Raw genomic sequence first — 13874 nt, 5'->3', positions numbered from 1 at the left:
GCGGCGCCGACGGGGCCTTGCGGCAGCGCCGCTACACTGTGCGGCCGCCCCCCGGCCGTGCCGCGGGTTCGTTCAGCAGGAGGAGTTGCCATGCATTACCGTCGCCTCGGTGCCACCGGGCTGCAACTGTCGGCGCTGTCGTTCGGCGCCTGGATCAACTTCGGCGGGCAGACCGGCCGCGACGAAGCGCGCAACCTGATCGCCGCTGCCTGGGACCACGGCATCAACTTCTTCGACAACGCCGAGGTCTATGCGCACGGCCGCGCCGAGCAGGTGATGGGCGACGTGATCGCCGACCTGCGGCTGCCGCGCGACGGCTTCTGCGTGTCCAGCAAGGTCTACTTCGGCGCGGTCGAGTCGCCGCGCCCCACTCAGCGCGGGCTCTCGCGCAAGCACGTCACCGACGCCTGCCATGCCGCGCTCAAGCGGCTGCGAGTGGAGTATCTGGATCTCTACTACTGCCACCGCCCCGATCCGGACACGCCGGTGGAGGAAACCGTGCGTGCGATGGATGCGCTGATCCGCCAGGGCAAGGTGTTGTACTGGGGTACCTCCGAGTGGCCGGCCGAGCGCATCCGCGAGGCGGCGCAGGTGGCGCGTGCGCTGGGCCTGCACGGGCCGTCGATGGAACAGCCGCAGTACAACCTGCTGCATCGCGAGCGCGTGGAGCAGGAGTATGCGCCGCTGTACGCCGAACTCGGCCTGGGCACCACCATCTGGTCGCCGCTGGCCTCGGGCCTGCTCACCGGCAAGTACAACGACGGCATCGATCCGGCCTCGCGCCTGGGCCAGGAGCGCAATGCCTGGCTGCAGCAGGAGGTGATCGGGTCGCCCACGCAGCGCCGGGTCGAGCGCGCGCGCGCCTTCACTGCGCTGGCCGCAGCCGAAGGCGTGACGCCGGCGGCGCTGGCGATCGCCTGGTGCCTGCGCAACCCGCACGTGTCCACGGTGATCCTCGGCGCCAGCCGGGTCGCGCAGTTGCTGGAGAACCTGGCTGCGCTGGAGCTGGCCGCGCGCGACGACGCGGCGTGGTGGGAACGGGTCGACGCCGCGGTGCGCTGACGACGGCATGCGCTTGCGCCGCCGCAGTGCAGCGGTGGCGCGGCGGCGAAGGCGTTGATGTGTGGCGATCTTTGGAATCTTTCGTGGTCGGGGTTTCGATCGGGATTGCCAATCGAATCGGGCGAGAATGGGTCTTGATTAAGTATTGAGAATCATTATCATCTCGATGCACCCCGTGGATGGAGTTCGACCATGACCGCTCAACCCGTGCTGTTGCGTCACCCCGAGACCCTGAGCCTGCGCGAGCGCACCGTGCCGCGCGCCGTGCCGGCCGAAGAAACCATCAGCAGCCAGGCGCTGCTCAAGGGCCGCCGCGAAGTGCTGATCCAGCACGGCGACCGCGTCTATCGTCTGCGCCACACCAGCAACGACAAGCTGATCCTGACCAAGTGATGCCCTCCGGCCGCCGCGCGCGGCCGGTCTCCCCGCCCGATCTGCCGCCACCTGGCCCACGCCCTTGCGCGTCGGCCGCGGCCGCCTCGCAGTCGCGATCCTTCTCTCCCCCTCGGCCAGGCGCGGACCCCGCGCCGTGCCGGTCGAGGGTCTTACGCGACCACCGATGCTCCCCATGTTCCGTACCGCCCCGCTCACCGGCGCGCTGTGGCTGGCTCTGGCCGCCTGCGCGCATGCCGCTCCCGCACCCGCCTCTGCCTCCGACGCTGACGACGCCGCCAGTGCGGCGGCCGCCACCCGCGATTTCGATCGCCTGCAGGTCACCGCCACCCGCACCCAGCGCGCCATCGTCGACGTGCCCGGCAGCGTCGACGTGATCGATCGCGAACAGATGGACCGCGCACTGGTCCACGACCTGAAGGATCTGCTGCGCTATACGCCCGGCGTGTCCGCCACCGGCAACAGCGGCCGCTTCAGCGGCATCTCCGGCATCCGCATCCGTGGCCTGGACGGCAACCGCGTGCTGATCCAGACCGACGGCATCCCGGTCTCGGACACCTTCAGCTTCGGCAGCTACCTCAACGCCAACCGCAACTTCGTCGACATGGACACGCTCAAGCGCGTGGAGATCGTGCGCGGTCCGGCCAGCGCGCTGTACGGTTCGGATGCGCTGGGCGGGGTGGTCGCCTACGTCACCAAGGATCCGGCCGACTACCTGGCGCCGGGCAAGGACAGTTACGTCGGCCTGAAGTTCGGCTACGAGAGCGAGTGGAAGGGGTTGTTCGCCGGCGCGCTGGTCGCCTTCGGCGGCGACCGCTGGAGCGGCATGGCCGCGCTCAGCCATCGCCAGGGCCAGGAAAGCGAGACCCAGGGCGACAACCGCAGCATCGGCGCCGCCCGCACCGCGCCCAATCCGCTCAGCAGCGACGGCCGCAGCCTGCTCAGCAAGCTGGTCTACGCGCCCAGCGCCAATCAGCGCTTCAAGCTGACCGTGGAAGGCAACGAGGACTACTCGCGCATCGATGCGCTGAGCAACGTCACCGCCAGCATCCTGTCGCAGCGCGGCCGCGACCATCAGACCCGCGCCCGCGTGTCGCTGGCACACGAGGTGGATCAGCTCGACACGCTGCTCGCCGACGACCTGCAGTGGCAGCTGTACCGCCAGGACAGCCAGAGCCTGCAACGCACCGACGAGCGCCGGAGCAACGGCACGCTGCGGCACATGGAGCACGACTTCGACCAGCGCCTGTACGGACTGCAGGCGAATCTGCACAAGCGGGTCGATCAGGGGCGCATCGTCCACGACATCAGCTACGGCATCGACCTGTCGCACACCGACACCCACGAAAAGCGCGACGGCCGCACGCTGAACCTGCGCACCGGCACGATCAGCAAGACCGTGGGCATGGAAACCTTCCCGGTCCGCGACTTCCCGATCACCGAGACGCTCAAGGCCGGCGCCTACCTGCAGGACGAGATCGCGCTGGCCGACGGCCGCTTCAGCCTGACGCCGGCGCTGCGTGCCGACTACTATCGGCTGTCGCCGCAGGTCGATGCGATCTTCGCCACCGACAATCCCGGCGTGGCGGCGAAGAAGATCAGCGATCGCAACGTCTCGCCCAAGCTCGGCGCGATCTGGCGCCTGGACGATGCCTGGTCGCTGTACGCCAACTACGCGCACGGCTTCCGCGCGCCGCCGTACAACGACGTCAATATCGGCTTCACCAACCTGCTGATCGGCTACACCGCGATCGCCAATCCCGACCTGAAGCCGGAGACCAGTCGCGGCGCGGAGTTGGGCGTGCGCTATGCCGGTCCGGCGGTCTACGCCGGCTTGAGCGCGTACCGCAACGCCTATCGCGACTTCATCGAGTCCTATCGCTTCGTCGGCTTCAACGCCGACGGCCTGATGCTGTATCAATCGCGCAACGTCGACCGAGTGACGATCCACGGCGTGGAAGCCAAGGCCGGCATCGACGTCGGCGCACTCGATGCGCGCTGGAGCGGCTGGTCGCTGCAGGCCAGCGCGGCCTATGCCCGCGGCGACAACCGCACCGACGGCACCCCGCTCAATTCCGTGGATCCGCTGCGTGGCGTGCTCGGCCTGGGCTACGACCACAGTACCTGGGGTACGCAACTGGTCGCCACCGCGGTGGCGAAGAAGCGCCGGCCGGAACTGCCGAGCTATTACACGCCGGCCGGCTACGCGACGCTGGACCTGCTCGCACACTGGCGCTTCACCGAAGGCGCGCGGCTCGACGTCGGCGTGTTCAACCTGGCCGACCGCCGCTACATCGACTGGAACATGCTGCCCGGCGCGACCCTGGCCCGCAGCAGCGTGCTCGACCGCTACACCGGCGCCGGGCGCAACGTCTCGGTCAGCCTGGCGCTGGACTGGTAGCCCTACATGCGCATCGCTGCGCCAGCGCGTACCGGCCCGGAGCGGATCGCCGCGCCGCTGCCGCGCCCGGCGCAGTTGGCCGCACTGGGCACGGTGTTGTGTCTGTACCGCGCCCACACCGGCGCCGAACTGATCGGCTGGCGCCACGCCTGCAGCGTGGCCGCGCACCTGGACGTGGACAGCGATGGGGTGCTGGAGAGCCTGCGCTTCTACGACCGCCAGCAACAATGCTGCTGGCGCCTGTACCTGCTGCCCGACAGCGATTTCGTCGCCTGGGACATGCTGCTGTCGGCGCTACCCGCGGCGCAGGATGCCGCCGACGGCGGCGTCGCCGAGCGGCTGTGGCGGCGCGTCGCCGGGCGCCTGCGCGGCGACGGCTGGCACGCACGGGCGCTGCGCCTGCACGCGGCCGATGGCGTGCTGGCGGCCAGCGTCGCCGGCGTGTCGCCGCTCGGTGCCAGCATCGCCCGCCGCATCGCGCGCCTGGAGGCGGCCGAGGGCGATGTGCTGGTCGACTACTGCTGTTGCGCCCGCGCCGGACGCCCTGCGCCGCGCTCCGATCCCGAGCGGCCGTGGCCGCTGCTGCGGTTGTGAGCGGCCGCTGGCGTTTCCTCGTTTCCCATCAACCAAGACACCTCTCTCGATGAAGAAAGCTCCGCCCCTGCTCTGCACCCTGCTGCTTGCTGGCAGCCTCCCCGTCCACGCCGAGAGCGCCGACCCGGCGCGCGACCGTTCCAGCATCCTGGCGATGCAGGGCGAGTACACGGTGGCGTTCGCCTTCGACGAGACCGTGCTGCTGCAACCCGGCTACGCGCGCGCCGCGCCAATGCGCAGCGGTGGCGACGAAGTGGTGATCGTGGTCGAGGACAGTCCGCGCAAGGTGGTGCTACAGCATCTGCTGGTGGAGCCCAAGAGCGGGCACGTGACCAAGCACTGGCGCCAGGACTGGATCTACGAGGCGCCGCAGCGCTTCGAGTTCAGCGCCGATCAGACCTGGCAGGTGCGCCCGCTCGACGCCGCGACCACCCGTGGTGCCTGGACCCAGTGCGTGTACGAGGTCAGCGACGCGCCGCGCTACTGCGGCACCGGCCGCTGGGACTACGCCGATGGCCATCCGACCTGGACCAGCGACCTGAGCTGGCGCCCGTTGCCGCGCCGCGAGTACACCAAGCGCAGCGACTACAACGCGCTGGCGGTGATCAACCGGCACACGCTGACCCCGGCCGGCTGGACCCACGAGCAGTTCAACACCAAGGTGCTGCGCAAGCCCGATGGCAGCCAGCAGGCCATCGCCCGCGAGTTCGGCTTCAACGACTACGTCAAGACCACGAGCGTGGACTTCACCCCGGCCCGCACCTACTGGAGCGCAACCCGGGACTACTGGGCCAGGGTGCGCGCGCGTTGGGACGGCCTGCTCGGCAAGCCGCCGGGCGTGCAGCTGAAGACCAAGGTCGATGGCATGGCGATCATCGTGCCGCTGTTCGCGCAGGCCGAGGCGGTGCAACAGGGCAAGCCGGTCAGCGATGCGCAACTCGATGCGGTGTTCGCGCAATGGACGGCGCCGGCGCCGGCCGCGCGCTGAGGCCAGCGCCGGCAACACAGCCAGGGTGGGGAAGGCGGCCGGGATGGCGTCTTCCCCTTTTTCTTGCGCGTGTCGCGTTCTTTCGAGACACCTTTCCGAGGCGCGACACGCGTTGCGGCCATTGTCGCCACGTACTGCCGTCGAGCGCCGGCGGCGACAGCATCACATGTCGCGCTCCTCCAATCCCCACTCCCGATTCCCCACTCCCGGCTCCTTCACTGCTCGCGCAGTGCCAGCGCCGGCGGCGTGCGCAGGATGCGGCGGGTGCCGGACCAGCCGGCTAGCAGGCTCAGCGCCACGCCACCGAGGCCGCCGAGCAGCAGCGCCGGCCACGGCGGCGACAGCGCGAGGTCGAAGGCCTGCCTGGCCACCACCACGCCGATGATCGCCGCCGCGCCGACCGCGAGGATCGCGGCGAGCAGGCCGAGCGCGCCGAACTCCACCAGCACCGCGCCGCGCAACTGCCCGCGCCGCGCGCCCAGGGTGCGCAGCACCGCGCTGTCGTAGCGGCGCTCGCCGGCGGTGGCCTGCAGGGCGGCGAGTAACACCAGCGCGCCGGCCAGCAGGCTGAAGCCCATCACCAGTTGCACCGCCTGGGCGACGCGGTCGATGACTTCGCGCACCCGCTGCAGGATCGCGTCGATGTCCAGCAGCGACACGTTCGGATAGGCGCGGCTGAGCCCGCTCAGTTGCGCGGCCGAGGCGCGCGGCAGGTGGAAGGCGGAGATCAGGTTGTACGGCGCATCCTGCACTGCGCCGGCGTTGAGCAGCAGGAAGAAGTTGACCCGGAACGAATCCCAGTCGGCCTTGCGCACATTGGTGACGGTGAAGCTGCGTTGCTGGTCGCCGAGCAGCAGGGTGATGCGGTCGCCGAGCTTGAGCCCGTAACGCTGCGCCCAGCCTTCCTCCACCGAGGCCTCGGCGGCGGTGCTGTCGGCGGCCCAGAAGCGTCCGGACAGCAGCCGGTTGGCGGCGGGGAACTCGTGCCGCCAGGAGAAGTTGATCGGCCGGTCGCTGCCATCGCCATCGTCCTCCGGCCCCTGCTCGCGGCGCTGCGGCGGCTTGCCGTTGATCGCCACCAGCTTGCCGGTGCTGAACGGCTCGACTGCCGCATCGGCGACACCGAGCGTGCGCAAGGTGCCGAGCACCTGCTCGGCCTGATCGGGCTGGATGTTCATCAGGAAGTAGTTCGGCGTGTCCGCCGGCAGCCGGTCGCGCCATTGTCCCAGCAGGCCGGGGCCGATCACCGCCAGCAACAGCAGGGCGCACAGCGACAGCGACAGGCCCACCAGTTGCACCACGCTCAGTGCGCGGCGCCGGGTCAGCGCCGCCAGGCCCAGCTTCCAAGGCCCGCGCAGCTGTCCCTGCAGTCGCCGCAGCACCGCCAGCAGCACGCCGCCGACCGCCGCGGCCAGCGCCGCCAGCAGGGTCAGGCCGCCCAGCACCCAGGCCGCCAGCACGCCGTCGCCGGTGGCGTAGACCGCCAGCACCACGGTGGCGACCAGGGCCGCGGCGTAGACCAGCAGTGAGGTTGGCGGCAGTGCGGCAAAGCTGCGGTTGAGCACGCGCATCGGCGGGACGTCGCGCAGGCGCAGCAGCGGCGGCAGGCCGAAGCCGAGCAGCAGCAACAGGCCGATGCCGGCGCCGGCCAGCGCCGGGGTCGCCTGCGGCAGCGGCAGGCGGTCGGGAATCAGGCTGCCCAGCGCTTCGACCAGGCCGACCTGGGCCAGCATGCCCAGGCCCACGCCGAGTGCGCAGGCGGGGATCGCCAGCAGCAGCAACTGCACCGCCAGCGCACCGAGGATGTCGCGTTGGCGCGCGCCCAGGCAACGCAAGACCGCGACCTGGTCGATGCGGCGCAGGGCGAAGCGGTTGGCGGCCAGCGCGGTGGCGACGCCGGCCAGCAGCACCGCCAGCAACGCGGCCAGGGCCAGGAAGCGCCCGGCGCGGTCGAAGGCGCCACGTACGCCGCGCTGGGTGTCCTCGATGCCGACCAGGCGGTAGGCCTTGGCGCGTGGCGCCAGCCATTCGCGCAGGGCGGCGATCTCGCCGGGCGCACCGGCGAACATCAGTCGATAGGAAGCGCGGCTGCCGGGGCCGAGCAGACCGGCGGCATCGACGTCGGCGCGGTTCACCAGCAGCGGCGGCGACAACTGCATCAGCTCCCCGGAGGCATCCGGTTCGGCGCGCAGCACCCGGGTCACGCGCAGCGTGCCGGCGCCGAACTCCAGCGCATCGCCGAGCTTCAGCCCCAGCGCCTCGAGCAGGCGCGGATCGGCATAGGCTTCGCCGCGCGGCGGCGGACCGGCGCGTTCGCTGCCGGCGCCGACGGTGTCGCGCGCGACCAGCAACTCGCCGCGCAGCGGATAGCCCGCGCCCACCGCCTTGATGTTGGCCATCTGGCTGGCGTCGCCATGGAACAGCACGCTGGGGAAACTGACCATGCGCGTACTGCGCAGCCCGCGCCGTTGCGCTTCCTCGGCGAAGGCGGCGGGGATGTCCTGGCGCCCGCTGACGCCGAGGTCGCCGCCGATCACCTCGGCGGCGCTGCCGGTCAGCGCCAGGGTCACCCGGTCGACCAGGGTGCCGACCGCGGTCATCACCGCCACGCCCAGCACCAGCGCGGCGAACACGGTCAGCAGATCGCCGGCGAACAGCTCGCGGCGCAGTGCGCGCGCGGCGTGGCGCAGCACGTTCATGCGGCATCCGCCGCGTCGGCGCCGCGCAGGCGGCCGCCGTCGAGCCGGTAGCGGTGTTCGCAGCGCTGCGCCAGGCGCATGTCGTGGGTGACCAGCACCAGGGTGGTGTCGCTGCCTTCGTTGAGCGCGAACAGCAGGTCGCTGATCTGTTGCCCGGTGGCCTGGTCGAGGCTGCCCGTGGGCTCGTCGGCGAACAGGATCCGCGGCCGCGCCACGAAGGCGCGCGCCAGCGCCACGCGCTGCTGCTCGCCGCCGGACAGTTGCCGCGGATAGTGCCGCGCCCGCGCGCTCAGCCCGACCGCTTCCAGCACCTCGCGCACCCGCGCCGGATCCTCGCGTCCGGCCAACTCCAGCGGCAGCGCGATGTTTTCCGCCGCGGTCAGCGACGGCAGCAGATGGAAACTCTGGAACACGAAGCCGACCTCGCGCGCGCGCAGCGCGGCGCGCGCTTCCTCGTCCAATGCGTTGAGCGACTGCCCGGCCAGCACGATCTCGCCGCGCGTGGGCAGGTCGAGGCCGGCCAGCAGGCCGAGCAGGGTGGTCTTGCCGGAGCCGGAGGCGCCGACGATGGCGACGCTGTCGCCTTCACCGATGGTCAATCCGACCTTGTCGAGAATGTGGACCGTACCCTCCGGTCCGCTGACGGATTTGCCGACATCGCGCACGTCGATGGCGATGCTGGCGCGAAGCGTGGGGGCCTGGCTGTCGATGAGGGAATCTCCAATGCGTGGCGACGAGACGAGAAGCAAGCGGGCCTGGATGCGCCGCGCCTGGCTGCTGCTGGCATGGTGGGTGCTGCTGCCCGCCATCGCCTGTGCCAAAGGTGCGACGGGGCCGGTGCTGGTGCTCGGCGACAGCCTCAGCGCGGCGCACAACATCCCGGTGCAGTCCGGCTGGGTGGCCTTGCTGGACAAGCGCCTGCAGCAACAGATGCGGGCGCCACCGGCGGTGGTCAATGCCAGCATCAGCGGCGAGACCTCCTCCGGCGCGCTGACCCGCCTGCCGGCGCTGCTGCAGAAGCACCGGCCGTCGGTGGTGGTCATCGAACTGGGCGGCAACGACGCGTTGCGCGGGCTGAGCCCGGCCGAACTGCGCGGCAACCTGGAGAAGATGATCGTGCTCAGCCGTGACGCCGGTGCGAAGGTGCTGTTGCTGGGCATCGACGTGCCGCCGAACTACGGACCGGGCTACCGGCAGCGCCTGCGTGCGGTCTATGCGGACCTGGCCAGGCAGTACCGGACCGGCCTGCTGCCGTTCCTGCTGGAGGGCGTGGCGCTGAACCCGGCGCTGATGCAGGGCGATGGCCTGCACCCCACCGCGGCGGCCCAGCCCAAGGTGCTGGACAATGTCTGGCCTCAGCTCAAGCCATTGATCGCGCAGTAGTTTTTTTGTTGCTCAGGCAGATGAAGCGGCCTTCACGCCACCACCACCGCCCATCCGGCATGTTTCACAAAGCTGAAGACTGAGGAAGCGTTATGCGTCAGACCAAGGAAACATCCGGGCTCGTGCTGGTCGTGGAAGACAACCGCAATATTTCCGAGATGATCGGCGAGTACCTGGAAGGCCGCGGGTTCGAAGTGGATTACGCCTGCGACGGCCTGGACGGCTACCGCCTGGCGGCGGAGAACAGCTACGACGTGGTGGTGCTGGACCTGATGCTGCCGCGTCTGGACGGCATCGAAGTGTGCCGCCGCCTGCGCAACGACGCGCGCAAGTCGACCCCGGTGCTGATGCTGACCGCGCGCGACACGCTCGACGACAAGCTCACCGGCCTTGGCTTCGGTGCCGACGACTACCTGACCAAGCCGTTCGCGATCCAGGAACTGGAAGCCCGCCTGCGCGCGCTGATCCGCCGCGAGCGCCGCCAGGTCGGCTCGGAAGTGCTGAAGGTGGCCGACCTGGTGCTGGATCCGGTGAGCATGCGCGCCACCCGCGCCGGCACCGAGTTGCAGCTGTCGCCGATCGGCCTGCGCCTGCTGACCATCCTGATGCGCGAATCGCCGCGCGTGGTCACCCGCCAGGAGATCGAGCGCGAGATCTGGGGCAACGGCCTGCCGGACTCGGACACCCTGCGCAGCCACCTGTACAACCTGCGCAAGATCATCGACAAGCCGTTCGACCGCCCGCTGCTGCACACCGTGCAGAGCGCCGGCTACCGCATCGCCGACATCGCCCAGCCGATGAGCTGAGGCAACGCCCGATCGTGGACCCCGCAGCGGCCCCGGTGAACGGGGCCGCTTGCACGAAAGGCTCACGATCGGCCTTCCTATAATCGCGGCAACGATCACGGATGCCGTATGCCGCACGGGTTGCCGCGCAAACTTCGCCTCGCCCTGATCGCCCGCATCGTGTTTGCGGGCTGTGTGGTCACGCTTGCCAGTTATCTGGTGGTCGCGATCGTGCAGCACTCGCTGGTCGGCTCGATCCTGAAGCAGGAGGCGCGCTACTACTGGCGCCTGCGCGCGCAGCTGCCGCAGCAACCGCCGCCCAACAGCCACAGCCTGCGCGGTTATCTGGTGCCCGCCGGGCAATCCGATGCGGCGGTGCCTGCCGACCTGCGCGGGTTGGCGCCCGGTCTGCACGAAGATCGCCCTGGCGGCGAGATGGTGCTGGTCGACCAGACCGAGAACGGGCGCCTGTACCTGGTGTTTTTGCGCGCACCGGCGCAGCGGCTGGCGTTCTGGTTCGGCGTGGTGCCGACGTTGCTCACCCTGATCGCGGTGCTGGTGGTGGCCTGGCTGACCTGGCGGGTGTCGCGGCGCTTGCTGTCGCCGATGAACTGGCTGGCGCGGCGGGTCTCGCGCTGGGATCCGCGGCATCCAGCCGCCGCCGAACTGGCCCCGGAAAACCTGCCGGCCGACGTACAGGGCGAGGCGCGGCAACTGGCTGCCGCGCTGCATGCGCTGGCCCTGCGCGTCACCGACCACGTCGCCCGCGAACGCAACTTCACCCGCGATGCCAGCCACGAGCTGCGCACCCCGCTGACGGTGATCCGCGTCGCCACCGACATCGCCATGACCGAGCAGGAACTGCCGCCGCGCCTGCACCGCAGCCTGCAGCGCATCCAGCGCGCCGGCCGCGACATGGAGGCGGTGATCGACGCCTTCCTCATCCTGGCGCGGGAAGCGGACGTGGTGCCGCAGAGCGAACTCTTCGAGATCGCCGACGTGGTCGAGTACGAGGCCGAGAACGCGCGCGAGCTGCTGGTGGGCAAGCCGGTGACCCTGAGCGTGCGCGTGCTGGCCTCGGCGACACTGCATGCGCCGCCGCGCGTGCTGCACGTGGTGGTCAGCAACCTGCTGCGCAACGCCTGCAGCTACACCGACGCCGGGCGCATCGAGGTCGAGGTCGAGGCCGACCGCATCCGCATCCGCGACACCGGCATCGGCATGTCCGAGGACGCCTTGCGGCACGCCTTCGAGCCGTTCTTCCGCGCCGAGCCGGAGCGCCCGCAAGGGGCGGGGCTGGGCCTGTCGATCGTGCGCCGGCTGTGCGAGCGCTTCGGTTGGCAGGTGGCCCTGGAGAGCGCCGAGGGCGGCGGCATTCTTGCGACCGTGCGGTTCCCGCCGGTCACGTGAGCGCCCGCGCACGGCGGCGCGGGCGCGTCACGGTTCAATCCTTCAGGTACGGACGCAGGGTGTCGCGCCACAGCGCGTAGCCGGCCGCGTTCATGTGCAACTTGTCCGGTCCGAACAGCTCGGCGCGCGGCTGCCCGTCGGCACCCAGCATCGGCGTGTACACGTCGACGAACTGCACCTGCTTCAGGCTGGCTGCGGCCTTGCGGATCAGCGCGTTGGCCTCGGCCATCTTCGGCATCAGCGCCGCGCGCGAGGGGCTGGGCTTGATCGACAGATAGACGATACGGGTCTTGGGCAGGTCGCGGTGCACGCGGGTCACGAAGGCCACGAAGTCGTCGCGCACCTGCTGCGGGCTGCGGCCGCTGTTGAGGTCGTTGTCGCCGGCGTAGAACACGATCAGGCGCGGCTTGTACGGCACCACGATGCGGTCGGCATACCAGGTGCTGTCGCGGATCTCCGAGCCGCCGAAGCCGCGGTTGAGCGTCTGCACGCCCGGAAAATCCGTGGCCAGCGAGGTCCAGAAGCGGATCGAGGAACTGCCGACGAACAGCACGCCACCGGGTTTGACCGGATGCGCGGCATCGTCCTTGGCGAAACGCGCCATGTCCTCTTCCCAGGCCGCATTGGAGACCTGGTCGGGCACGCTGGGCGGCGGGAGTGGGGTGAGCGCCAGCGCCGGCGACATGCCCAGCAGGGACAGGCTGAACAGACTCAGGGCGAGCAGCGGTGCGCGCAGCGGCGAACGGGGCATGACGCCTCCTCGAAGCAAGGGGATCGGCGATGGTGCCGCAGGCGCCGCATGCAGGCAAATCCGTGGCGATGCCGGCGGTGCCGCGGGGCTTGTGGCAAAATTGCCGCCTATCCCGCTGCGCCTTGCCCATGACCGATTCCTTCCGGCCGTCGTCGTCGCGTCCCCGTTCCCTGGGTCGGGGCTGAGCCGTGGCCGACCAGTTCGGGCATCTGCCGCGCGGACCGCGCCGCATGCTGATGGCGGCACGCTGGTCGTGGCAGGGGCTGCGCGCGGCTTGGCTGCACGAGTCCTCGTTTCGTCTGGAGGTGTGCCTGTTCCTGATCCTGGCGCCGCTGGCGCTGTGGCTGGGGCAGGGGCCGGTGCAGCAGGTGCTGATGATCGGCTCGCTGCTGCTGGTGCTGGCGGTGGAACTGCTCAATTCGGCGATCGAAGCGGTGATCGAGCGCTACGGGCCCGAGCATCACGAACTGGCCGGCCGCGCCAAGGACATGGGCTCTGCCGCGGTCTTCGTGATGCTGGCCAACGTGGTGCTGTGCTGGGGCCTGATCCTGCTGCCGCGCCTGCTGTGATCGCCGCCCGTTTCTTCTTCCGTTAAAGGATCCGACGCCATGGCCCTCGAGTTTCTCGCCGACCCCAACACCTGGCTGACGCTGTTGACGCTGAGTGCGTTGGAGATCGTGCTGGGCATCGACAACCTGGTGTTCATCTCCATCGCCGTGGGCAAACTGCCGGAAGCGCAGCGCCCGGCCGCGCGCAAGTTCGGCATCGCGGTGGCGTGCCTGACCCGCATCGCGCTGCTGGTGTCGCTGGCGTTCCTGGCGCGGATGCAGGGCGAACTGTTCAGCGTCGCCGGCATGGGCATCTCGATCCGCGACCTGGTGCTGATCGTCGGCGGCCTGTTCCTGCTGGTGAAGGGCACCATGGAGATCCGCGAACTGATCACCGGCGGCGAGGACGAAGACCCCACCACCAGCAAGGCCTCGGGCGTGTTCTGGATGGTGATCGCGCAGATCGCGGTGATCGACATCGTGTTCTCGCTGGACTCGGTGATCACCGCGGTGGGCATGGCCCAGCACATCCCGGTGATGATCGCCGCGGTGCTGCTGGCGGTGGCGGTGATGCTGCTGGCGGCCAATCCGCTGGGCCGTTTCATCGACGCCAACCCGACGGTGAAGATGCTGGCGCTGGCCTTCATCCTGATGATCGGCGTGGTGCTGATCCTGGATGGCCTGGACGTGCACGTGCCCAAGCCCTACATCTACGCGGCGATGGGCTTCTCGGTGCTGGTGGAGTGGCTGAACCTGCTGATGCGCCGGCGCGCCGCGGCGCACCAGGTGCCCGGCGCCGGCAAGTGGTGAGCCACCGCTGAGGTCGGCTGCGTTTTCACCGGCGGCGTGGCAAGCTGCGC

General features: G+C 70.1%; 13 protein-coding genes. 10 read left to right on the top strand and 3 right to left on the bottom strand.

What is annotated here, in order from left to right; genetic code table 11:
* Window positions 1–90 precede the first annotated feature (90 nt).
* From RAB70_RS20705 to RAB70_RS20685, 5 genes are all read left to right on the top strand, one after another.
* The gene (locus RAB70_RS20705) at window positions 91–1062 is read left to right on the top strand and encodes an aldo/keto reductase (protein WP_148827870.1); all 972 of its coding nucleotides are present in this window, start codon (window positions 91–93) and stop codon (window positions 1060–1062) included.
* A 192-nt stretch (window positions 1063–1254) separates the two neighbouring features.
* Window positions 1255–1455, top strand: a complete 201-nt coding sequence (gene hemP / locus RAB70_RS20700; protein ID WP_017907561.1) for a hemin uptake protein HemP — start codon at window positions 1255–1257, stop codon at window positions 1453–1455.
* Window positions 1456–1630: 175 nt separating this feature from the next.
* Window positions 1631–3856 (top strand): TonB-dependent hemoglobin/transferrin/lactoferrin family receptor, encoded by a 2226-nt coding sequence (locus RAB70_RS20695; protein WP_148827869.1) that lies wholly within the window; start codon window positions 1631–1633, stop codon window positions 3854–3856.
* Window positions 3857–3862: 6 nt separating this feature from the next.
* On the top strand, window positions 3863–4450 hold the full coding sequence (locus tag RAB70_RS20690; protein WP_148827868.1) for a Hemin transport protein: 588 nt from the start codon (window positions 3863–3865) through the stop codon (window positions 4448–4450).
* A 49-nt stretch (window positions 4451–4499) separates the two neighbouring features.
* Complete coding sequence (locus RAB70_RS20685) at window positions 4500–5438, top strand: DUF6607 family protein (RefSeq protein ID WP_148827867.1); 939 nt, start codon at window positions 4500–4502, stop codon at window positions 5436–5438.
* A gap of 215 nt (window positions 5439–5653) precedes the next feature.
* Here the strand turns inward: RAB70_RS20685 and RAB70_RS20680 are convergent, their stop codons facing one another.
* The gene (locus tag RAB70_RS20680; protein WP_148827866.1) at window positions 5654–8137 is read right to left on the bottom strand and encodes an ABC transporter permease; all 2484 of its coding nucleotides are present in this window, start codon (window positions 8135–8137) and stop codon (window positions 5654–5656) included.
* Complete coding sequence (locus RAB70_RS20675) at window positions 8134–8736, bottom strand: ABC transporter ATP-binding protein (RefSeq protein ID WP_148827865.1); 603 nt, start codon at window positions 8734–8736, stop codon at window positions 8134–8136. Before RAB70_RS20675 ends, RAB70_RS20680 begins: the two co-directional genes overlap by 4 nt.
* 109 nt (window positions 8737–8845) lie before the next feature.
* Here RAB70_RS20675 and RAB70_RS20670 point away from each other — a divergent pair, with 109 nt between their 5' ends.
* The 3 genes from RAB70_RS20670 (at window position 8846) to RAB70_RS20660 (ending at window position 11715) form a co-directional block, all read left to right on the top strand.
* Window positions 8846–9520 carry an arylesterase gene (locus RAB70_RS20670; RefSeq protein WP_408068879.1) on the top strand — a complete coding sequence of 225 codons (675 nt, stop codon included), beginning with the start codon at window positions 8846–8848 and terminating at the stop codon, window positions 9518–9520.
* 92 nt (window positions 9521–9612) lie between these two features.
* The gene (locus RAB70_RS20665) at window positions 9613–10326 is read left to right on the top strand and encodes a response regulator transcription factor (protein ID WP_003481607.1); all 714 of its coding nucleotides are present in this window, start codon (window positions 9613–9615) and stop codon (window positions 10324–10326) included.
* 108 nt (window positions 10327–10434) lie between these two features.
* Entirely contained in the window at window positions 10435–11715 is a 1281-nt protein-coding gene (locus tag RAB70_RS20660) for a HAMP domain-containing sensor histidine kinase (protein WP_148827863.1), read from the top strand.
* A gap of 34 nt (window positions 11716–11749) precedes the next feature.
* Here RAB70_RS20660 and RAB70_RS20655 read toward each other — a convergent pair whose 3' ends face one another.
* Window positions 11750–12466, bottom strand: coding sequence for an SGNH/GDSL hydrolase family protein (locus RAB70_RS20655; RefSeq protein ID WP_148827862.1), 717 nt, complete (start codon window positions 12464–12466; stop codon window positions 11750–11752).
* 188 nt (window positions 12467–12654) lie between these two features.
* Here RAB70_RS20655 and RAB70_RS20650 point away from each other — a divergent pair, with 188 nt between their 5' ends.
* Both RAB70_RS20650 and RAB70_RS20645 read left to right on the top strand, forming a co-directional pair.
* Window positions 12655–13035, top strand: coding sequence for a diacylglycerol kinase (locus RAB70_RS20650; protein WP_010342212.1), 381 nt, complete (start codon window positions 12655–12657; stop codon window positions 13033–13035).
* Window positions 13036–13074: 39 nt separating this feature from the next.
* Complete coding sequence (locus RAB70_RS20645; protein ID WP_010342213.1) at window positions 13075–13824, top strand: TerC family protein; 750 nt, start codon at window positions 13075–13077, stop codon at window positions 13822–13824.
* The last annotated feature ends 50 nt before the right edge of the window (window positions 13825–13874 follow it).

It is taken from the genome of Xanthomonas sontii (genome assembly GCF_040529055.1).
Taxonomy (GTDB): domain Bacteria; phylum Pseudomonadota; class Gammaproteobacteria; order Xanthomonadales; family Xanthomonadaceae; genus Xanthomonas_A; species Xanthomonas_A sontii.
This window is presented reverse-complemented; position numbering and strand designations above follow the sequence as displayed.

Excerpts from the sequence above, each read along its gene's own strand:
- RAB70_RS20705 (WP_148827870.1), top strand. The coding sequence starts at position 91 with ATGCATTACCGTCGCCTCGGTGCCACCGGGCTGCAACTGTCGGCGCTG.
- hemP (WP_017907561.1), top strand. The coding sequence starts at position 1,255 with ATGACCGCTCAACCCGTGCTGTTGCGTCACCCCGAGACCCTGAGCCTG.
- RAB70_RS20695 (WP_148827869.1), top strand. The coding sequence starts at position 1,631 with ATGTTCCGTACCGCCCCGCTCACCGGCGCGCTGTGGCTGGCTCTGGCC.
- RAB70_RS20690 (WP_148827868.1), top strand. The coding sequence starts at position 3,863 with ATGCGCATCGCTGCGCCAGCGCGTACCGGCCCGGAGCGGATCGCCGCG.
- RAB70_RS20685 (WP_148827867.1), top strand. The coding sequence starts at position 4,500 with ATGAAGAAAGCTCCGCCCCTGCTCTGCACCCTGCTGCTTGCTGGCAGC.
- RAB70_RS20680 (WP_148827866.1), bottom strand. The coding sequence starts at position 8,137 with ATGAACGTGCTGCGCCACGCCGCGCGCGCACTGCGCCGCGAGCTGTTC.
- RAB70_RS20670 (WP_408068879.1), top strand. The coding sequence starts at position 8,846 with ATGAGGGAATCTCCAATGCGTGGCGACGAGACGAGAAGCAAGCGGGCC.
- RAB70_RS20665 (WP_003481607.1), top strand. The coding sequence starts at position 9,613 with ATGCGTCAGACCAAGGAAACATCCGGGCTCGTGCTGGTCGTGGAAGAC.
- RAB70_RS20660 (WP_148827863.1), top strand. The coding sequence starts at position 10,435 with ATGCCGCACGGGTTGCCGCGCAAACTTCGCCTCGCCCTGATCGCCCGC.
- RAB70_RS20655 (WP_148827862.1), bottom strand. The coding sequence starts at position 12,466 with ATGCCCCGTTCGCCGCTGCGCGCACCGCTGCTCGCCCTGAGTCTGTTC.
- RAB70_RS20645 (WP_010342213.1), top strand. The coding sequence starts at position 13,075 with ATGGCCCTCGAGTTTCTCGCCGACCCCAACACCTGGCTGACGCTGTTG.